At 43.9% G+C, this 19062-nt stretch carries 22 protein-coding genes; 15 read left to right on the forward strand and 7 right to left on the reverse strand.

Annotated features, from left to right (window positions below; all coding sequences use genetic code 11):
* Window positions 1–471: 471 nt before the first annotated feature.
* Both AC805_RS06385 and AC805_RS06390 read right to left on the reverse strand, forming a co-directional pair.
* Window positions 472–1599 carry a metallophosphoesterase gene (locus AC805_RS06385; protein WP_055074642.1) on the reverse strand — a complete coding sequence of 376 codons (1128 nt, stop codon included), beginning with the start codon at window positions 1597–1599 and terminating at the stop codon, window positions 472–474.
* A 195-nt stretch (window positions 1600–1794) separates the two neighbouring features.
* Entirely contained in the window at window positions 1795–3513 is a 1719-nt protein-coding gene (locus tag AC805_RS06390) for an iron uptake porin (RefSeq protein ID WP_231662467.1), read from the reverse strand.
* 215 nt (window positions 3514–3728) lie between these two features.
* Between AC805_RS06390 and larB the strand changes: the two genes are divergently transcribed.
* Window positions 3729–4484: a nickel pincer cofactor biosynthesis protein LarB gene (gene larB, locus AC805_RS06395; RefSeq protein WP_055074644.1), complete on the forward strand. Its 756-nt coding sequence runs from the start codon at window positions 3729–3731 to the stop codon at window positions 4482–4484.
* 35 nt (window positions 4485–4519) lie between these two features.
* On the opposite strand, the gene AC805_RS06400 is transcribed toward larB, so the two are convergent.
* Window positions 4520–5191 carry a 4'-phosphopantetheinyl transferase superfamily protein gene (locus AC805_RS06400; RefSeq protein ID WP_055074645.1) on the reverse strand — a complete coding sequence of 224 codons (672 nt, stop codon included), beginning with the start codon at window positions 5189–5191 and terminating at the stop codon, window positions 4520–4522.
* Between the two features lie 190 nt (window positions 5192–5381).
* On the opposite strand from AC805_RS06400, the gene AC805_RS06405 reads away from it, so the two are divergent.
* Window positions 5382–5690: a hypothetical protein gene (locus tag AC805_RS06405; protein WP_055074646.1), complete on the forward strand. Its 309-nt coding sequence runs from the start codon at window positions 5382–5384 to the stop codon at window positions 5688–5690.
* A gap of 85 nt (window positions 5691–5775) precedes the next feature.
* Here the strand turns inward: AC805_RS06405 and AC805_RS06410 are convergent, their stop codons facing one another.
* The gene (locus tag AC805_RS06410) at window positions 5776–6051 is read right to left on the reverse strand and encodes a MoaD/ThiS family protein (RefSeq protein WP_055074647.1); all 276 of its coding nucleotides are present in this window, start codon (window positions 6049–6051) and stop codon (window positions 5776–5778) included.
* A gap of 192 nt (window positions 6052–6243) precedes the next feature.
* Window positions 6244–6711, reverse strand: a complete 468-nt coding sequence (locus AC805_RS06415) for a hypothetical protein (RefSeq protein ID WP_231662468.1) — start codon at window positions 6709–6711, stop codon at window positions 6244–6246.
* Between the two features lie 106 nt (window positions 6712–6817).
* Here AC805_RS06415 and AC805_RS06420 point away from each other — a divergent pair, with 106 nt between their 5' ends.
* A complete protein-coding gene (locus AC805_RS06420; protein ID WP_009627037.1) occupies window positions 6818–6955 on the forward strand; it encodes a photosystem II reaction center protein K in 138 nt (45 codons plus the stop codon).
* A 210-nt stretch (window positions 6956–7165) separates the two neighbouring features.
* The gene (locus AC805_RS06425) at window positions 7166–7405 is read left to right on the forward strand and encodes a hypothetical protein (RefSeq protein ID WP_055074648.1); all 240 of its coding nucleotides are present in this window, start codon (window positions 7166–7168) and stop codon (window positions 7403–7405) included.
* A 48-nt stretch (window positions 7406–7453) separates the two neighbouring features.
* On the opposite strand, the gene AC805_RS06430 is transcribed toward AC805_RS06425, so the two are convergent.
* Together AC805_RS06430 and sppA are read right to left on the reverse strand one after the other, a co-directional pair.
* A complete protein-coding gene (locus AC805_RS06430) occupies window positions 7454–8548 on the reverse strand; it encodes a 2OG-Fe(II) oxygenase (RefSeq protein ID WP_055074649.1) in 1095 nt (364 codons plus the stop codon).
* Window positions 8549–8617: 69 nt separating this feature from the next.
* Window positions 8618–9625 carry a signal peptide peptidase SppA gene (sppA, locus tag AC805_RS06435; RefSeq protein ID WP_055074650.1) on the reverse strand — a complete coding sequence of 336 codons (1008 nt, stop codon included), beginning with the start codon at window positions 9623–9625 and terminating at the stop codon, window positions 8618–8620.
* A 148-nt stretch (window positions 9626–9773) separates the two neighbouring features.
* Here sppA and bchM point away from each other — a divergent pair, with 148 nt between their 5' ends.
* The 11 genes from bchM (at window position 9774) to AC805_RS06485 (ending at window position 18813) form a co-directional block, all read left to right on the forward strand.
* Window positions 9774–10529, forward strand: coding sequence for a magnesium protoporphyrin IX methyltransferase (gene bchM / locus AC805_RS06440; RefSeq protein ID WP_072143541.1), 756 nt, complete (start codon window positions 9774–9776; stop codon window positions 10527–10529).
* Between the two features lie 119 nt (window positions 10530–10648).
* A complete protein-coding gene (locus AC805_RS06445; protein ID WP_055074651.1) occupies window positions 10649–11227 on the forward strand; it encodes a Uma2 family endonuclease in 579 nt (192 codons plus the stop codon).
* A gap of 176 nt (window positions 11228–11403) precedes the next feature.
* Window positions 11404–12354, forward strand: coding sequence for a hydroxymethylbilane synthase (gene hemC / locus AC805_RS06450; protein WP_055074652.1), 951 nt, complete (start codon window positions 11404–11406; stop codon window positions 12352–12354).
* Window positions 12355–12444: 90 nt separating this feature from the next.
* Complete coding sequence (locus AC805_RS06455) at window positions 12445–12903, forward strand: hypothetical protein (RefSeq protein ID WP_231662469.1); 459 nt, start codon at window positions 12445–12447, stop codon at window positions 12901–12903.
* Window positions 12878–13045, forward strand: coding sequence for a hypothetical protein (locus tag AC805_RS25465; RefSeq protein WP_156341328.1), 168 nt, complete (start codon window positions 12878–12880; stop codon window positions 13043–13045). Before AC805_RS06455 ends, AC805_RS25465 begins: the two co-directional genes overlap by 26 nt.
* 120 nt (window positions 13046–13165) lie before the next feature.
* A complete protein-coding gene (locus AC805_RS06460; RefSeq protein WP_055074660.1) occupies window positions 13166–13594 on the forward strand; it encodes a deaminase in 429 nt (142 codons plus the stop codon).
* 7 nt (window positions 13595–13601) lie between these two features.
* Window positions 13602–14015, forward strand: coding sequence for an Imm1 family immunity protein (locus AC805_RS06465; RefSeq protein WP_055074653.1), 414 nt, complete (start codon window positions 13602–13604; stop codon window positions 14013–14015).
* Window positions 14016–14023: 8 nt separating this feature from the next.
* Window positions 14024–17785 (forward strand): CHAT domain-containing protein, encoded by a 3762-nt coding sequence (locus tag AC805_RS06470; RefSeq protein WP_055074654.1) that lies wholly within the window; start codon window positions 14024–14026, stop codon window positions 17783–17785.
* Between the two features lie 201 nt (window positions 17786–17986).
* Window positions 17987–18202 (forward strand): hypothetical protein, encoded by a 216-nt coding sequence (locus tag AC805_RS06475; RefSeq protein WP_055074655.1) that lies wholly within the window; start codon window positions 17987–17989, stop codon window positions 18200–18202.
* A 15-nt stretch (window positions 18203–18217) separates the two neighbouring features.
* Window positions 18218–18607, forward strand: coding sequence for a type II toxin-antitoxin system VapC family toxin (locus AC805_RS06480; RefSeq protein ID WP_055074656.1), 390 nt, complete (start codon window positions 18218–18220; stop codon window positions 18605–18607).
* Window positions 18607–18813, forward strand: a complete 207-nt coding sequence (locus AC805_RS06485; RefSeq protein ID WP_055074657.1) for a hypothetical protein — start codon at window positions 18607–18609, stop codon at window positions 18811–18813. The genes AC805_RS06480 and AC805_RS06485 overlap by 1 nt, the downstream gene beginning before the upstream one ends.
* Window positions 18814–19062: the final 249 nt, after the last annotated feature.

Here is a 19062-nt window from a genome sequence, read left to right on the forward strand (position 1 = left end):
TATAGCTGTCGCCAAGTGTAATACCAAAACTAAAAATGGCTTAGCCATTTTTAGTTTCTCAAACCTTTACTAGGTTTGGTTTTTAATTCACAAAAGTGTTGTCACACTTTCGTGAATTGGTATAATAGGACATAAAACCCAAGAATTAATTGGCGGCGCTTTGCGCCGACAATTAATTCTTGGGTTTTGATTTGTCCTAATTCAAGTGACTGTATCTATATATGGCAATCCTAAATAACTTGATTTCGTTAAGAAAAGTCAAAACCTAAAAGATAGTTGGTGATACTTCGCCTTAACCATCCCTATATAGCTGCCGCCACTTGAGTCAGTCCAAAATCAAAACCCAAGAATAGAATGGCGGTGCTTCCCACCACTATTCTATTCTTGGGTTTTACGTACTAATAAACTGGGCTACAGCTATAAATCAATAAAAACCAAAAAGAGAGCAATAGCCAATTCTATCTTTTTGATCTAGTTATTCCAACTAATATCACCGCGATCGCGAATGGTTGTCGGGTATTTCTCGCTGGGCGCTAGATAACCTTCTTTAGGAACATCTCGACCGTAACTGGTTACGGTTACGTGATTGTTTTTTAATACGCTTACTAGGGTAAAACCATAGGAGTTGTTTTTCGATTGATCGACAACTTTTTCCAAAACACTACCGCCGTTCCCAGCAATGATTTGCCAAGTATTACCATTTGGTCCCTTGAGACGTGAGTAAATATGATTGTGAGCTGCGAGCATTGCTTCAGCTTTATTTTTTACAAGGCTTGCCCAAAATTCATCGCGATCGTCTGGATATAGTCTTCCAAGACCGTCTTCTTTTTCAAGGGGGGGAACATAGAGATTTGGTGCTAGTGCATAGGCTGGTTTATGTCCGATCGCAAAGATATGCTTTGCAAAACGAGATCTTGCTGTTTGCAAATCTTTTGCTACCCAAGCCTTAGGCACGCTGTAGTCTCGACCAACAGGATCGGTATTTAAGATAACAAAATGAGTTCCTTTGTAATCAAAGGAGTAAGTTAACTTACTTTGATCGGTTTTGAGGTTGTCTTTTCCGCCAGCATGAGGGCCATTCCCAGCATACTTGAGGTATGGCTCCATAACTTCGATCCAAGTCTTTTCAGCCTCCTTATAAGATTTTTTCTTCTCATTCTGGGTCTCATGATTTCCAGTTATGGGAATTAAAGTAGTTTTACTTGAAGCTAAGGGAGAGTTTTCGTAAAGATCGCGCCAACCTTTTAACTGCGATTCAAGTTGTGCGGTATCAGATGTGTAACCAAATACTAGATCGCCTGCAAAGAACAAGAATTTAGGAGGTGGGGACAATTCGGAAACCTCTTTAAAAGTTCGCTTAAGTTGTTCGATATTGGCGGTACTCGGAGCCGTTTTATCAACATCTGCCTTGTCAGCGCGATTGCAGCCAACCACAACAAAAGAGAAATCAATATCATTGTCAGAAAACACCAACTCTTCGTTTTTAGAAAAACTAGGCTGAGTTGCTAGAAAAATAATGATGCTGCAACTAGCGATCGCAAACAACACAAATCGGAATAAATTTGAGCGAAGAGATTTAAATATGCGCTGAATGTTCATAAAATTCATTTGGTTTTCCAAAAATAATAAAGAAGAAATAAAGAAGAAAAGCAGTGAAGCATCTATACTTCACCGCTTTTTATTCAAAACTTTAATACCTAATAAGTAAACTTAAAACTTTGAAGAGCGTTCCGCCCGCGTCACGGACGGGACGCTCTCTGGTTTTGGTTTCTAATTATGCAGTACTACTAAATTTTAGAAAGCAAATAGGGTTTTAATTACCCCAACGTAGGTCGTGGGGTTAGCTGCGTTGTGATTTGGATTGAATACAGCTATTAAGCCAGGAGTGATGAATATATTCTTGCTGACTCGGAAAGAATATTGGAGTTCTAGCAAATATGCTGTGTCAGAATCAACTCTGGTTGGATCGCTGTTAGAGGTTACTTTGGGTGGTTGTCCAAAAATGATCCCGCCTCTATTGCCGTCGGCAAATAAGTCTGGGAAAGCAAAGCTAAGGCTCCAGTTAAACAAACTAGCGGTATTTCCAATAGCCGAACCAGATTCTTGACGAGCGTTAGCAAAGCTGATCCAACCGCTTATGTTAAGACCTTTAGAAGCCAACCATTCAAATTGTACGCCGTAGCGATCTGATGAAGTATCGTTAGCGCCAAAGGGTTGGTTACCAAAGGTACTACCCGTACTCTGAGCAAGACTTACAAAAGTAGTACCATCACTATATTTGCCAGGTTCAAAACTATGAGCATAGGCTGCACTAAGTTTTAAATTGGAAGCTGGCGCATAAATTGCTTGAAAATTAGCAATATAAGCACCTCCAAACAATCCACCCTGACCAGTAGCCGATGAAGCTGCATTAGTAAGCTGATCGCCAGCAGCATTGGCTAGATAACTTCCTATGAGGGTAAATTGAGGGCTGATTTTATATACTAGACCAAGCCCTGCACCCGAAGGTCCGCGAAATATGAGCGGATCGTAACGCCCAAATCTAGATAAAGCGCCCTTATCGCTACTTTCAAAATAAGGATTCAGGGTATCGCCAACATCGTCGGGATCGAGGGAGTTTACACCCAAATATGCCGTTAGCTTGTCGCCAATCGGAAAACGATAATAAAACTTGTCAATCTGAAATGTATTGTCAGTATTTGTTCTGAATGCCAAACGAGCCATATTGGTATTTGTTGCACCAGCAGCTCCAAAATTTGGCACGTTAGCAGATTGCAAGCGAGTTCTCAGTAAATCCTTACCTGTAAAGCTCGTATCAAAGTTCAATCGCGCACGATAGGAAAAGCTAAGGTTGGTATTATCTACGGTCCTTTGAGCTCCAGAATTTCCTACACCGCCAAAAGTATCAGCAAGCGCAAAAATAATTGTTGCGTTGAGTTTAGTAGTTGTCGAGAATTGCTGTGCTTCTAATTTAGCAACCTTAGCGTCTAAGGCATCAACACGACCCCTTAGAGTCGCAAGCTCGGCTGCAAATTCTTCTTGTAGTTTTTTAACTGCTGCGAGGTCATCTTTGCTAACTTTGTCAGCTAAACCAGCGGAGATAATTTCGTTAATCTTGTCCAAACAAGCATTTAGACCAGCCGCAAACTCGTAACGAGTTAGGGATTGTTTTCCGCGAAAAGTGCGATCGGGGTAGCCAGCGATGCAACCATATCTTTCAACTAAGGATTGTAAAGATGTGAATGCCCAATCCGTAGGCTTAACATCTGACAGTTGCGATACGGATGTAACGTTTTGGGATGTTTCAACTGGCTCCTCCAGAGGAGATTGCAGGGCATCTTGGTCGATCTTTTGGAGCGTGCTTTCTACCTTGGAAGGATTTTGGAGGTTTGTCTTTTGGGAAACAGAACCTGTTTGACTATCGGTAGCATAGGCACTACTGATATTAAATAATGAGCCTAAAAAGACTGCGGCAACAACTGACTGTTGCAATTTGGGATATTTTAGTTTCACAACTAGTATGGTTTTCCTCACTTCACAAGAGATCATACTTTTGTATTTGTTCGTCAAAATTATCTTTGGTTTAAGCTTTGATTGTGTTTTTTTTATGTTGTAGTGACTTGCTAAAATAAATTCAATTACACTTTCTCATAAACTATTTTTTGTAGAGTTTCATAACGGGATATTTTGACAAGCTATAGCCTTATCTACTTTTATAATCGATTTTTATGTATGACAACTTAAGGCAACTATTAGAAACGGTTGCGAAGGGGGATCTGAGTCCAGAAAAGGCTTTAGAAGAATTAAAATATCTTCACTATGAATCCGTTGGTGACTTTGCCAAAATCGATCACCAACGTATGTTGCGGACGGGATTTCCTGAAGTGATTTTTGGTTTGGGGAAAACTCCCGAACAAATCGTGCAGATCATGCGTGTCATGGAGTCAAAAAATCCATTGGTTATGGCAACTAAGATCTCCGCAGAAGTCTATGCACAAATTCAACCATCTTTACGCGGTTTGCGATATTTTCCGATCGCGCAAATTTGTTGTTTAGGGGAATCAACGATGCAGAAGGAAGGCACAATCACAATCATTACCGCAGGAACTGCCGATCTACCGATCGCCGAAGAAGCAGCAATCACGGGCGAACTATGCGGATTTGTCGTCAAACGGCTGTGGGATGTCGGGGTGGCAGGAATTCATCGCCTCCTCAGTCATCGCGAAGCGATCGCCGATGCCGACGTAATCATTGTGGTTGCTGGTATGGAAGGAGCATTAGCTAGCGTAGTGGCGGGTTTGGCTGATTGTCCGATCGTGGCAGTACCCACAAGCATTGGCTATGGAGCAAGTTTTAATGGTCTGGCTCCTTTGCTGACCATGCTTAATTCCTGTGCGACGGGCGTAGGTGTCGTCAATATTGATAATGGCTTTGGGGCGGCGATGTTAGCGGGCAAGATTTTGCGCTTGGCAAATCGCGAATAAATTGATAGTGCGAGGCTTTGCCTTGCACTATCAATTTATTCGCGATTTGCCTGTTTACATAGGGCGGCGGCGTAACTTGGGGCTATGGCAAGTTCGTCGGTATTTAAGAGATTCAAGCTCCATCCTGCAATCTCTAGAACTTCACCTAGGGGACGTTCTAGGCATAAAGAAACATCGATCGCATCTAGGAGATTGGCGATCCCTTGTCCTGTAGCTTTGCCGTAAGCCTCCTTCAGAGTCCACAATCGATAAAACGCTAGCTGCTGCTGTTGGCGATCGCCTAATTCGCTAATAATTTTCTGCTCGGAAGGTAAGAAATAACGTCCCGCAATGCCCATAACATCACAGTTAGAGTTGATATATTCCAGATCGATACCCACAGCACTATGTCTAGACAAAACATAGAGAGCCAAGTCTTGCGAATGCGCTAGATTAAAATAAATCGCCTCAGAGGGGGAAAAGTTTTGCAGATAGGGCTTGCCGCGATCGCTGTAATTAAACCGAATCTCTTGAGGTTCGCATTCTAGCCATCGGGCGAGCAGCTCGCGGAGATTTCCCCTAGCGGCGACAAAATTGCGTTTGAGATGGGCGCGTTTAAATTGATTAGCCCGCGATCGCTCATCTTCTGAGAGAAATCGCCATAGGCGATCGACTTCTATTGGAGAGATATCGAGCCGAGCTTGATAAATTTGCAATTCTTGAGACAAGATCTAAAACTGTGGTAGGGGACTTGCTATTAATTAAAGTACCTGTGGCTTCGACTCCGCTCAGCTAACGTTAGCTTCGACTCCGCTCAGCTAACGTTAGCTGAGCGGAGTCGAAGCTAAGTAACGTCAATGGCGCGATCGTGCCAAAATCTAATAAACTCTTTGCATTTGAGATGGGATTGAAAAATCTATGAATTTGCCCCTAGTGATCGGCGCATTAATCGTCTCGCTACTGCTGCTATGGTGGTTGTTGAGCGTAATTAAAGCCAGCTTTAAAACTGCATTTTTAGTGGTTGCCGTAATTTTTGCCATCCAAGTATTAACTGGTGTCGGTCCCCAACAAATTTTTGCCCAGGTGGGGCAATGGATGGGCAACTCCATGGGTGGTTTGGGGAAATGGCTACAAAATTGGGGTGACAAGGGCAAAGTCGATCCCGATGCCAAAAAACAAGCAGCCCTGTGGATGTTTGAAGTAATTACCAATTTGATGGATTCATAGCTGGATTCATAGCTGAATTCATAACTGGATGCATGGATAGAGCCACCAAATCACAGGGGATGCCATGCACCCCCCGCAACTGGGACTAGCCCCCTGCGATCGCAGGAATGATGCTTACTTCATCGCCATCCTTGAGAGGAGTATTTACCCCATCAAGAAAGCGAATATCCTCACTGTTGACATAAAAATTAACAAAGCGGCGGAGATTGCCTTCGGGATCGCAAATACGTCCTTTGATACCTGAGAAACTAGTTTCGAGGGAGTCAATAATTGCTTGCACAGAACTACCAGCACACTCAACAGTGGCTTGATTGTTCGTAAATTGTTGGAGGGGAGTGGGAATTAAAACTTTAACAGCCATATTTTTGAGATCGATTCAGAGAAATTGAAAGATTGAAACGACGCGATAGGTAGCTAGGCGCAATTAACTATAAAGCCCCGAAACCCATGATTCACGCAATGCATGAGCCATAGGTTTTGAGTCTGGCTTTTAATTATGCCTAGCGACTTAGGTCGCTCCAATCTAGGTATGTATATTTTAACTTGAGTGAGATTACCGCCGCACTTTACCAGCAAATCCCGAAGCTTTAAACTGCTTAAGTTCGAGCGGTTCGGGCTGTTCGGCAGGAATTGCCACCATAATTTGAAAATCACTTTTGCCCACAGGAATTTCCTCGACAGCACCCAATCTTGCCCGTTCGGGCATGGCATCGTTGCCATTAGCATCGTAAATACGCCCAAAGATATCGGCATTGTAAACAACTTTACCCGATGTATTATTTGCTTTTCCCTTGATCGTGTAACACTTAGCGGACATCACCCCACCGCCAGTTACCATATTCTTGCCTGCATCGCCAATACAAGGCTCATAGTTAATATTCGTCAGCTTTATTTGGACATTTGCCCAAGCTGGAGCGCTCAAGATCGCCATCCCGCCACAGAGCAGTAAAGACAAGAGCGTAACCTTAAAAATCTGGAAGAATTTTTGCAGGTAGTCCGTTTGGTGTTTTGCGATCGCCATAAATAAACCCATTTAATAAACGCTTAGATAAAAAATTTTCAGAAAAAAGAATGGCTTCTTTGTCGTGGTAAAATTCATCTTAGCTCTTGAAGGAGGTCTATTTTTAATGCCACTTAGTCTATTAATCGCAACGTTACCTGAAGCCTACAGAATTTTTGATCCACTGGTAAACGTTCTTCCCGTGATTCCTGTGTTCTTTTTGCTACTTGCTTTTGTATGGCAAGCAGCGGTTGGTTTCAAATAGGTTTGAATTTTAAGTCTTGACTTAATCAAAAACTTATAAAAACTTTTCATTTCGTATTGCAAATACGTCTTGCCTATTTACCCGCTCTCATAGCTGACTTGTTTGGCTAGTTTATTTAGCTAGTTTATTTATAAAAAAACGATATAAATAATCGGGGTGACGGCAACGTTACCCCGATTGTTTTAAGATGATCGAAAATTCAGAAAATTTATGGAAACTCTTGGTCGTTGGACAAATAAATTTTTAATGTTCAATCTGTTTTTAGTATTTTTCTTTTTTGGGTGGCTGCTCGTTGCCCTCGGCGGGGAAAGCTTGAAAATTAACCTTGGGCTGGAGTTGTGGCGACAACTATGGGAACCTCTCATTCAGCCCGTCTTGGGAATTGTTATGGCTGGGGCGATCGCTAGCGGTGTCATCTCCAAAGTCAAACAAAAATTAAATACTAAATAGACTTAGAGAGAGAGTTGCGCTGCAACTCTCTCTCTAAGTCTATTTAGACTAAGCATGGCGTACCCAACCATTAATCGTGAAACGACTATCAGCAAAATATTCGGATGGGCAGCTCACAGTCAGGACTTCATGCATACAGTGGCTGGGGAAAAAGACGATCGTATTATTCGTAGGCTTAATGGTTTTGAAGGAATTGGCAGCTACATAATAGCCATTTTCGATCCTACTATCGTAAATTACTAATTCACCACCCGTAAATGCTTTCGGTTCGCGATTGTAATAGTAGACATAGGTAAGAACTCGCGAGGCATCATCATCACTGCCACTATCATTGTGAATTTTGTAAAAATTGCCGTGATTGTGGGCTGTCATCTGCGACTCGATTTGCCCGATCGCGAAATTGTTAATGTCTAAATGCTTAATAATCTGCGGCGTAATTTTTCTCACCCTATCGATCATCAACTCAGAAAATTCGGGGAAATGGGCGAGAAAAAACGATTTTCGATAGTTAGGATCGTTGGCTGAGTTGCTAGTGGGAACAAATTCCGCTTGTTTGTGAATGCTATAGCGCAATAAATCGTTCAATTGGCTTTGAGACAAGAAATTTTCAATCAATGCATAGGGAGTTGGGATAACCTTAGTTTCTGGGTAAGGATTGAGGGAAATTGCCTCACTAGGTATTGCCTCGCTTGTTATTGTCTTGCTAGTTATTGCTGGATTTGGGGCTTGATTAGTGTGGTTCGCAGCCGCCTTAGAAAGTTCTAGACCTTTTTCTTGACCTTTTTCTTGACCTTTTTCTTGACCTTTATTTATTGAAGTATTTACTAAGGAATTATCGCGCGTTCTTAGCAGCCAAAAGCCCTTTTCAAATTGGCGATCGGCAAGAATACATTCAAAGTTGCGCCAAAAAAATTTGTAGCTTGGATTGGGCGAGGCCATTTCATTATGTAAGCTACGGATAAAGTTCCCATCAAGATTTAGCAAAATGGCGAGTTCATCCGTCGATAGCCAGAATCCCGATTCGGCAATATGTCTGACAAGATCGAGTTGTTTGATAAGGCTCTCAACTTGGCAGATTTTATCTTCAGAAATGATTTCAGAAATAACTTCAGAAATAACTTTAGATTCCTTCTGAGCCTGCATGATCTTAGTTAATGTTCTCGATTAATATTCGTGATGATGAGCGCTGAATTCCTTAGATTAAGGCTCGATTTAGTTAACCCAACTGGGCATTAATAAAATTGGTGGGTCGTAGCTACCCGCTTGCATTTGATGACTCGTTAACTTGGAAGTTAAGCGATCCGCGATCGCCCCAGAAATATTGCCATTACCCGCATCAAAGAATGGCAAAGCAAAGCTAACATTAGACTGACTGAGGAATTGATCTAAAACGCGATCGAAGGAGGCAGGCGATCGCCGAATTGGTAACTCAATCGCATCGGATATCCCAAATTTAATTCTGGCTAAAGCTCGCAAATCAGCGATCGCATCGTCTAGAGTTCCCAACTCATCGACCAGCTTATTGTCCTTAGCCTGTCTTCCTGTATAAAGTCGCCCGTCAGCGAGTTTCCGAACCACTTCTAAGTCCAGTTTGCGACCTTTAGAGACATCGCTAATAAATTCTTGATAGGTACTTTGTAAGAGTTCTTGGAGAATTTGCCGCTCAGGATCGCCCAGTTCGCGAAAGGGAGAAAAAATATCTTTGTAGGGACCCGTTTTAATGGTTTGAGACTGAATGCCCACCTTGTCAAGCAGTTCCTTAGCGTTAAATCCACTCATAATCACGCCGATACTGCCAGTTAACGTCCCCGCATTAGCATAGATTTTAGTGGCTGGACTAGCCGCATAGTAGCCCCCACTAGTTGCCTGATCGAGCATACTCACGACAACGGGCTTTTGCTCTTTTAGATCCTTAACGGCTTCGTAGAGTTCTTTACTCGCGCCGACGGTTCCCCCAGGACTATTGATCGATAGCAATACCCCTTTTACGGATTTATCCTTAATCAGTTCCCGCAGGCGATCGCGTACTGCCATAGCCCCCGAAGCCGATGCTCTCCCACCCGTGATAGCCCCATCCAGAGAAACCAGTTCGAGGCGATCGCGATCGAGCAAAGTCTTTAGGTTTAAAGACTCATCCATTTGGCGGCGTTGAATGCCAAAGGTAGCTGAGACAAAACAAATAGCGACGAGGACAAGAGCAATGATGCGATTGAGTTGCATAGCAAATTTTTTTGGCGATTGCCTTAAGTTTAATACAAAACCTAGAAAGTAGCGGCAGTACACAACGCCTTTACTTTCTGGGGTAAAATCATCACCTGTAACAAAACTACTAATTCAATCGGCTTTTTTGTAAGCTTTCTTCACAATTATGTCTAATAGATCTAATCAAGCGATCGGCTCATCAAATAAAAATTCCAATACAAATTCCGATACAAATTCCAAGACAAATTCAAAAGCTCCCAAGGATAAAGAAATAGTTCGCGATTATTTTAATTCCACGGGCTTCGATCGCTGGCGGCGGATTTATGGCGAAGGTGATGTCAACCGAGTCCAACGGGATATTCGTACGGGTCACCAACAAACCGTCGATTACGTTTTGGACTGGTTTAAAAATGACAAAAATGCTTTCGGACAAACGGTTTGTGATGCGGGTTGTGGCACTGGTAGCTTGAGCATTCCTCTCTCGGCGATGGGGGCAAAGGTATATGCAAGTGATATTTCCGAAAAAATGGTCGGCGAAGGTAAAGCCCGCGCCAACAATCCTGAAAATCCGATCTTTGAAGTCAAGGATCTCGCCTCATTATCGGGAGAGTACGACACGGTAATTTGTCTTGATGTGTTGATTCATTATCCCGATCGCGAATCTGAAGAAATGATCGCCCATCTCGCATCTCTTGCCAAATCGCGTCTGATCCTCAGCTTTGCACCGAAAAACCCCTACTATGTCCTGATGAAAAAAGTAGGCGATATGGTTCCTGGTCCTAGTAAAGCAACTCGCGCCTATCTACATAAGGAGTCCGATGTCCGCCGAGTTCTTCAGAAGCTAGGCTTCACGATTAAGCGCAAGGAATTTACTGCCACCTCCTTTTATTTCTCGCGCCTACTCGAAGCTGTCCGCAATTAAATTTAGCCAAAAGCCAAAAAGAGAAAAGCGGCGCTTCGCGCCGCTTTTCTCTTTTTGGCTTTTGAAAATAACTGTCACGCTAAAATAGGATAATCACCACGCTAAATCTTGCTTTTAATATGGTTGCCTTACCCGATCGCCTATTGATGAACTATGAAGAATATCTTGCTTGGGAAGCAACGCAAGAAGTTCGCCATGAATACTTTAATGGTGAAGTTATCGCTATGGCTGGCGGTACGCGCAGTCATAACCGAGTTTCAGGTAATTGGTTTAAATTACTTGATGATACTCTAGCTAATCGCCAATGTGAAGTTTATATATCTGATGTCAAAGTCCAGATTCAGCCACAGAAGAAGTACTTCTATCCTGATGTGGTTGTCACTTGCGATGAGCGTGATACGGAACCTCAGTTAGTTTTATTTCCATGCTTAATCATCGAAGTTCTCTCGCCATCGACGGAAGCCTACGATCGCGGGTTTAAATTCGAGCAATATCGCAAGTCTGAAAGCCTACAGGAATATGTCTTAGTGCAAGTCGAACAGCCATTGGTGGAGGTATTTCAGCGCAATCAAGAGGGGAAATGGTTTTTTTCTGAGTATGGTTTAGGCGATCGCCTTTTCTTACAGTCGATAAAGGTAGAGATTGCGGTCAATGATTTATATCGACAAATCCAGTTTGAAAGCCTTGCGATAGGTTAGCGCTGTAAGAATTCTTTACATTTTATATTTAGGCGATCGCATCGAAACCGTAGCAAAACCTGTTTGAATAGAAAATGGTGCTTTTATCTCGATTTTTATAAATTTTTTATACCTTAAAAATCTCACCTTACCAATCCCACCTTACAAAACTTTTTTAATCATTCACCCTTTGTCCTATGGTTGCATCCTCAACAGTTCGCATTAGTTCTCGCAAAAGTCAGCTAGCACTGGTACAAACGCATTGGGTACAGGCGGAACTCAGCAAAGCACACCCCGATCGCCAGTTTGATGTCGTCACCATGAGTACACAGGGCGATAAAATTCTTGACGTAGCACTTGCCAAAATTGGTGATAAGGGCTTATTTACCAAGGAATTAGAAGTCTCGATGCTAACCAAGGAGTCTGACCTTGCGGTGCATAGCCTCAAAGATTTACCAACCCATTTACCTGAAGGGTTGATTCTCGGTGCGGTAACCGAACGGGAAGATCCTGCGGATGCTTTAGTCGTCCATGAAAAACTGAAAGACCAAACCCTTGCCACTTTGCCAGCGGGAACGGTAGTTGGTACGTCTTCACTGCGTCGTCTGGCTCAATTACGTCATTACTATCCTCACCTCACGTTTAAGGATGTGCGCGGGAATCTGAATACTCGCTTGCAAAAGCTAGATTCTGGTGAGTACGATGCATTGATTCTTGCTGCCGCAGGTTTGCGCCGTTTGGGAATGGGCGATCGCGTGCATGAAGTAATCGATGGAGAAATTTCGCTCCATGCCGTCGGACAGGGTGCATTAGGAATTGAATGTCGCGCTGAAGATCCTGACATCTTGGCTTTGTTTACGCCGATTATCCATTATCCAACTACTCAACGCTGTCTTGCGGAGCGTGCTTTCCTGCGTGAACTCGAAGGCGGTTGCCAAGTTCCCATTGGTGTGAATACTTCCATTACTGCTGACAAGTTGACTCTTAAAGGCATTGTCGCGAGCCTTGATGGAAAGACTCTAGTTAAGGGTGAAGTAACAGGCGATCTGACTAATCCTGAAGCGATCGGTGCGGAACTTGCTGACGACTTAAAATCTAAGGGCGCTCAAGATATTCTCAATAAGATTTTTGCGGAAGTACGAGCTTAATCTTAGAGATATAGCTGATTGCTATATAAAAAGCAAAAAGGAGGGAGCGATCCAAAGTATCGCTCCCTCCTTTTTTAGAAAGAAATGGTTATGATAGTTTCAGCTATTCCATTTGCGGAGAAATTATCGATGTTTTCTGATAAGGAGATTTCTATTCTTGCGGCGGAAATTGATGCTCAGTTACTGGAGTTGCGATCACTCTCTGGTGACGCACCTCTAAAACCTGGCGATCGAGAGGCACAACTGGTTAAGCAAAATCAGGCGATCGCGACTGCAACGAAGGAACCAGCGAAGAGTTTTTTGCAAAAGTTTTGGAAAGCAGCCAAGGCAGATCTCTGTGAGGAAGATGGGGTGCTGTATAAGCAATGGAAGAAGTGGGGCGATCTGGATAACAAAGAAACAATTTCTAAATTTGGTGGGTTGCTTGCAGGAATGGGCGTTTCAGGAGAATTTATTACACCAATCGTGGTATCGGTTACGGTGATTGTGTTGCATATTGGTGTGAAGGCGTTTTGTGATGAATATGGCGATCGCAAGGAAAATTCGTAAAATTAAAATTGAGCGGCGGCGTGATGAGATTGCTCAAAATGGGCGTGAGGCTTTGGCTGCATATCGTGCAGGAAAATTAAAGTCTTACACAGCAGCAGAGGCGATCGCTGAGTTACGCAATATACTTGATTCACCAGAATAATCTATGAGAAAGATTTTTTTCGCCAAAATTTAGAAATATTGTGTTAGAGTCAAGGCTTAAGTTTGGCTGATTGTGCTCGTCAATCAATTAAGGATCACATTATCCAAACTTATTTTAGAAATGACAAGCGACAAAGATTATATTGATTACCCCGCAGCAGATATTGCTGCTAAATTTCAGGAATTAGCCAAATTTAGGGAAAAACTAGATTTACCTTTAGCTGGTAGTGAAAATGATGGTTCTACGGTGGCAAAGTTGGAGATCGGGGATCGCGAATTTTTTGGAGTCAATTCTGGGAGCGACCCTAACCCTAGGAGGGTTGTTACTTTGAGGGTGAATCCGATTAGTAAAACCCATGCTGAGGCTGATGTTATGCAACAAGCATTTGATGCTGGGATTAGAGGCGGTCGAGCTAGATTAATAGTCGATCGCGATTTGTGTAGACCTTGTGGTCAAAATGGCGGTGTGAAGGGAATGGCTAAGCAGTTAGACTTGGAAGAGTTAGAGGTGATTAGCCCTAGCGGTTGTGATGTAATCAGGTTAAAGTGAGGTTTTGATGTTTATTTCTAAGTTCTCAACTGAAGACTGGCAAGAAAATCGCAATCAGTTGGTATTAAAGTCAGCCCAGAATTGGCTGGAAATTGAGGTCGCGATTAGGACGCTAGATGGGAATCGGCAGACTTTAGTAACTTTAGAAACTGAAGATGAAGCACACCTTGCTATTGGTGGTGGTAAGGGGAGATATGTGGTGTATTTAACCTTTGACAATGAGGTATTTCATTATGTTGTCGATCCGCTTAAGTTAGGTATGGATGAAAAGTTGGTGGTTGGCGGGCAAGAAGGTATATATCCAACGAAATTATGTGTTGGTTTGGATATGGCACTCAGGGCTGCTAAAACTTTTGCTGAGTTTGGAATAATGGAAAAATCGGTTGTCTGGGAGCAAGATAAAATTTTGGAGCTTGTATAGGTTTATTGATGATTGAGCTAAATGTGCGGTTTACGAGTTCCGATCGCTTTGTCATCAAATCAAATAATCGCGAGACGGATGCTCTGGAATTTGTAGCGCCTGTGAATGATGGTGATCGCGCTGAGATTCGTGATTATTTAGAGAAATATACATCACTTTACATGATGGATGTGGACGATCGCAGTGCTGAAAGAACTGAGGCGAAATTGCCTTTGTGGGGGGCGACGTTGTTTGAGGCAATTTTTAGTGGTGGTGACGCGAAGGAAATATTTAAGGATTTTCAGGATAGTGATGAACGAGACAAGATCTTAACAATTTCAGCAAGTCATCCGCTTATTTTGGCTTTGCCTTGGGAACTGTTGCGCGATCCAAAGGGAACTTATTTATCGCATGGGGAAAAGCCAATTTCGATAAGACGAAGTTTTTCGCAGTTAACAAATGAGTCGGAATTTAAGCAAGATTCAGTTAAGCAAAGTATTGTCCCTCCAAAAAATCGGTTGCGCTTGCTGTTTGTGATTAGCCGCCCCATAGGTGCGGGTTTTCTCGATCCACGTAAAGATGCTTTGGCAACTCTTGAAGCGATCGCTAAAAATGCACAGGGATTAATTGATGTGGAGTTTTTGCGTCCTGCTACTCTCGATAAGTTGGTAGAACGTTTAGCAGATAAAAGTTTGCCATCGGTAGATATTCTGCATTTTGATGGACATGGGGTATTTGATGTCAATAAGAACATTGGCTATCTGTTGTTTGAGGATATTGGTGGTAATGGCGATCGTGTTTCGGCGGCGCGAGTTGGGGAAAGTTTGAGTCAGGCTGGTATCAGTGCAATGTTGCTTTCGGCTTGTCAGACGGCGGCGGTAGCGGGGGAAGAAGCCATAGGAAGTGTGGCGGCTGGGCTTACCCATGCTGGGATTCCGACAGTTTTGGCGATGCAATATTCGGTGCTAACGTCAACAACGGAGCAGATGTTTGGGGCTTTTTACGAGCATCTGACACGGGGACAGAGATTTGGTGAGGCGTTGGAAAATGCGCGGCGGTATTTGTATGAACATCGGGAACGGGGCGATCGCCAGCGCGGACGCGATCGGGTTACTTTGCGGTTACAGGATTGGTTTTTACCTGCGTTGTATCAGGTGGGAAGCGATCGAGCGTTGTTTGCGGGAGATCCCCCCCAGCCCCCCTTGGAAAAGGGGGAGAAGATTAGAGGGAATATTAGTGAGGTGCAGAAGGCTGGCTTTTGGGGTAGGGCGCGGGAGTTGTGGCAGATCGAGAGGGCGTATGTGCGGGATACGCGGCGGGTGACGATTTCGGGTTTTGGTGGGATGGGGAAAACCTATCTGGCTGAGGAGGCGGGGCGGTGGCTGTTGCGGACGGGGATGTTTGCGCGGGTGTGTTTTATCAGTTTTGCCGATTTTCAGGGTGTCGATCCTGTGAGTTATGCGGTGAGTGTGTTGGCGACGGTGTTGGATACCAATCTGATCGATGGGGCGTCGGCGACTAGGGCGCTGAGGGAACAGGCTGTGTTGGTGATTTTGGATAATTTGGAGACGTTGAGATCCCCCCTAGCCCCCCTTGTGAAGGGGGGGAAAGAAGAAGATTCGGAGCAAGCCCCCCTTAGTAAGGGGGGTAGGGGGGATCAAGCCCTGCTCGACATCGCAAAAGAATGGTCGGAGGCGGGAAATAGTCGGGTGTTGCTGACGACGAGGGCGGCGGATTTGCAGCATTCTGATTATCCTAATCTGGGGAGTTTGAAGCATATTCCTTTGCCGTTGCGGGGTTTGTCGGAGGGTGATGCGCTGGACTATTTCCAAAGTTTGATTAAGTTGCCACCAGAGCCACAGTTTGGGTTGCCGCCCCGTGAGGGTTTGTTGGAGTTGTTTAAGTTGCTGGACTATCATCCTTTGTCGTTGGGTTTGTTGGCGGGGCAACTGAAGCAAAGACGGGCGTTAGAGGTGCATCGGGAGTTAGCGCAGTTAGTGGCTGATACTCCCAATAATCCTTTGCTGGCTTCGCTAAATCTGTCGGTGAGTCGGCTCGATCCTGAAGCACAGGAATGGATTAAGCGGTTGGGGGTATTTCAGGGTGGCGCAATGGAACGAGACTTACGGATAATTACAGAAATCGCGGAAACGAAATGGAATGAACTCAGAACACAGCTAGAAACAACGGGGTTGATACTGGCGGAATCTTTGAGCCATTTGGATGTGACTGTACCTTTTCTTAAATTTCATCCGACCCTTGCCCCTGCGATGCGATCGCGGTTGACTGAACCCGAACAACAGCAACTCCTCAGCCGCCATCGTCAACGCTATTACCAACTGTCGGGTTATTTGTATGTTGAGGATAGTAAAAATCCCTTTGCAGTGAGAGCCATAGCCCAACGGGAACTGCCGAATTTGCTGTATGCGGTGCGCGGCAGCATCGCCGCAGGTGAAGACTTTGCGGTGGATTTTGTGGATAATGTTAACCGATTCTTGTTTGTCTTCGGGCTGAATCAAGATCGAGAAAATTTGTCAGACATGGCGCAACACATGGGCGGTGAGATTGGCTCCCAATCTTGGTATCTGACGCTCAATAATACAGGCGAACAGCTACGAAATACAGGACGCTATGCCGAAGCAGAGGCGGTGTTTAATGAGATTTTGGCAGGCTTGGGCGCGACTCCTAGCTATCAGCGCTCTATTACGCTGGGCAGACTCGGACGGTGCTATCGGTCAACAGGACAGCCAAAACGGGCGGTTTCTCAGCAACTTCAAGAGCTAGAAGAACTAGGGAAATTGGAGCAAACAAACTCAGTAAAGCGAGAAGCTGCAACGGTATATACAGACTTAGCGGATGCGTTAACAGATATGGGGGAATACGATCGCGCCCATGAGTCCTACAAGGCATCGTTAGCGATTGCTAAAGAATTGAGCGATCGCCGAGGGGAAGCCGTTACACAAGGACAACTGGGAGCCTTGGCACTGGATCAGAACAACCTCACCGAATCCGCCCAACGCTATCAAGAAGCACTGCAAATCTTTCAGCAACTCAACGAACCCGCATCAGAAGCAATTGCATGGCATCAGTTGGGCATGACCTTTGAAAAATCGCGCCAATGGGAAGCCGCAGAACAGGCATATCGCCAGTCCGCCCAGATTAGTGAAGCTCAGGGTGATTTGGCAAAGGCAGCAGCGACTTGGAATCAGTTGGCGATCGTGAGCAAAGGTGCGGGGAAACTGACGGAGGCGGAGGCATGGTATCGGAAGACTCTCAATTACTTTAAGTCTATTGGTGATTTGTCAAGTGCTTCTAAGGTACTAACTAACCTTGCCGATCTCCTTCAAAAATTTCCAAATCGCCTCAAAGAAGCCCAACAGTTAGCCGAAGAGTCCCTATCCATTAAGCAAACCCTCGATCCTGCGGCGGCTCAGATTTGGACGACTTACAACATTTTGGCAAAGATTAGCAATCAAAAAGGCGATTCAGACAAAGCCAAGGAATATCGCCGCCTTTCTCGCAATGCCCGCGCCAATTTTGAAGGTACTAAGTACGAACTACGCCGACACGCCCAGATTATCGACGGTGTAGTGAGAGCCGTTCAAGATGCCGAGGTCAGACAGCAATTTGAGCCACTTTTGGAAAACATGATCTCGAATGGTTGGCAAAATCTAATCGCTGCGATTCGGCAAATCTTCAACGGAGAACGCGATGAAGATATTCTCTGCGAAAGATTGGATAGTATAGATTCTCAAATTGTCCTTGCGATCCTCGATCAAGTAAAAAGGTAAAAGTAAAAAGGTAAAAGTAAAAAGCAAAAAAGAAATGCCCAGATCCCCGACTTTTTCTTTGCTATCAAAGGGGATTTGTACATTCACAAAAAAAGTCGGGGATCTAAATCCCTGCTACGGTATCAAGTAAAAAGGTAAAAGTAAAAAGTAAAAATTGGATGCAAGACCGCAAAGACGATAATTAACTAAGAGAACAAACAAATGACCACCAGAGAAAAACTTATTCAAGAAATCTTCCACGTTCCCGAAGAACTAGTAGAAGAGCTTTTTGACTTCTTGCTATTCGTACAAACTCGCAGACAACAAAATAAACCATTAAAAGCATCAAGACCCTATGCCCTCTGTGCTGGCGAATTTACTGTTCCTCAAAACTTTGACGAACCTTTACCAGAAGAAATCTTAAAAGACTTTGAATAGAACAGATAAAAGATTATGCAATTGCTCCTTGATACACATATTTTTCTTTGGTTTCTCAATGGCGATCCTCAACTCTCCCCACAATTTCGCAACTATATCCAAGCCCCCAATAACGATGTCTACCTGAGCGTTGTATCTGTTTGGGAAGCCACAATTAAATATCAACTTGGTAAACTTCCTTTCCCAGAATCACCAGAAATCTATTTGCCAAGACAACGTATTCGCCATCAAATTGATAGCTTGCCAATTGACGAAACCAGTATTACACAACTAGTTCGACTACCACCTTTGCATAGAGATCCCTTTGACCGACTTCTAATTTGTCAAGCCATCCAGCATAATTTAACAATAGTGACTGTCGATCAAGCAATCATTAACTATCCAATAGTTCAAATTCTAAAATAATGAATGAGCCAAATGATCTTGAATCTGTCCTCACACCTGAAGAACTAAAAGCAGGACGCGATCGCATTGCCGCCGCCAATATTAATAACGTCTTACATCACTGTCGCCAATGCGATTATGAATGGGTTGCCTCCCATGCTGAGGCATGTCGATGTGGCTCCAAAAGCGTCGAACGGATTATGTGTTGGCAATTTCCCGATGACTAGCAGGCGATCGCCTTAAGATATTCCCATGCTGCAACTAGCATTAAGTAGCTAGACATAAGTAAACTTAAAACACAGAAGAGCGTACCGCCCGCGCAGCGGGCGGTACGCTCTCTGGTTTTGGCTTTTAATTATGCCTAGCTACTTATAGATAATTCAAATAAAAACTACAGCTTCGACTTCGCTCAGCTAGCTTACACCGAGGGCTGAGCGAAGTCGAAGCCCGTCTACAAGTTATTTAAAACAACTATA

The sequence above is a fragment of the Pseudanabaena sp. 'Roaring Creek' genome (assembly GCF_001402795.1).
Taxonomy (GTDB): domain Bacteria; phylum Cyanobacteriota; class Cyanobacteriia; order Pseudanabaenales; family Pseudanabaenaceae; genus Pseudanabaena.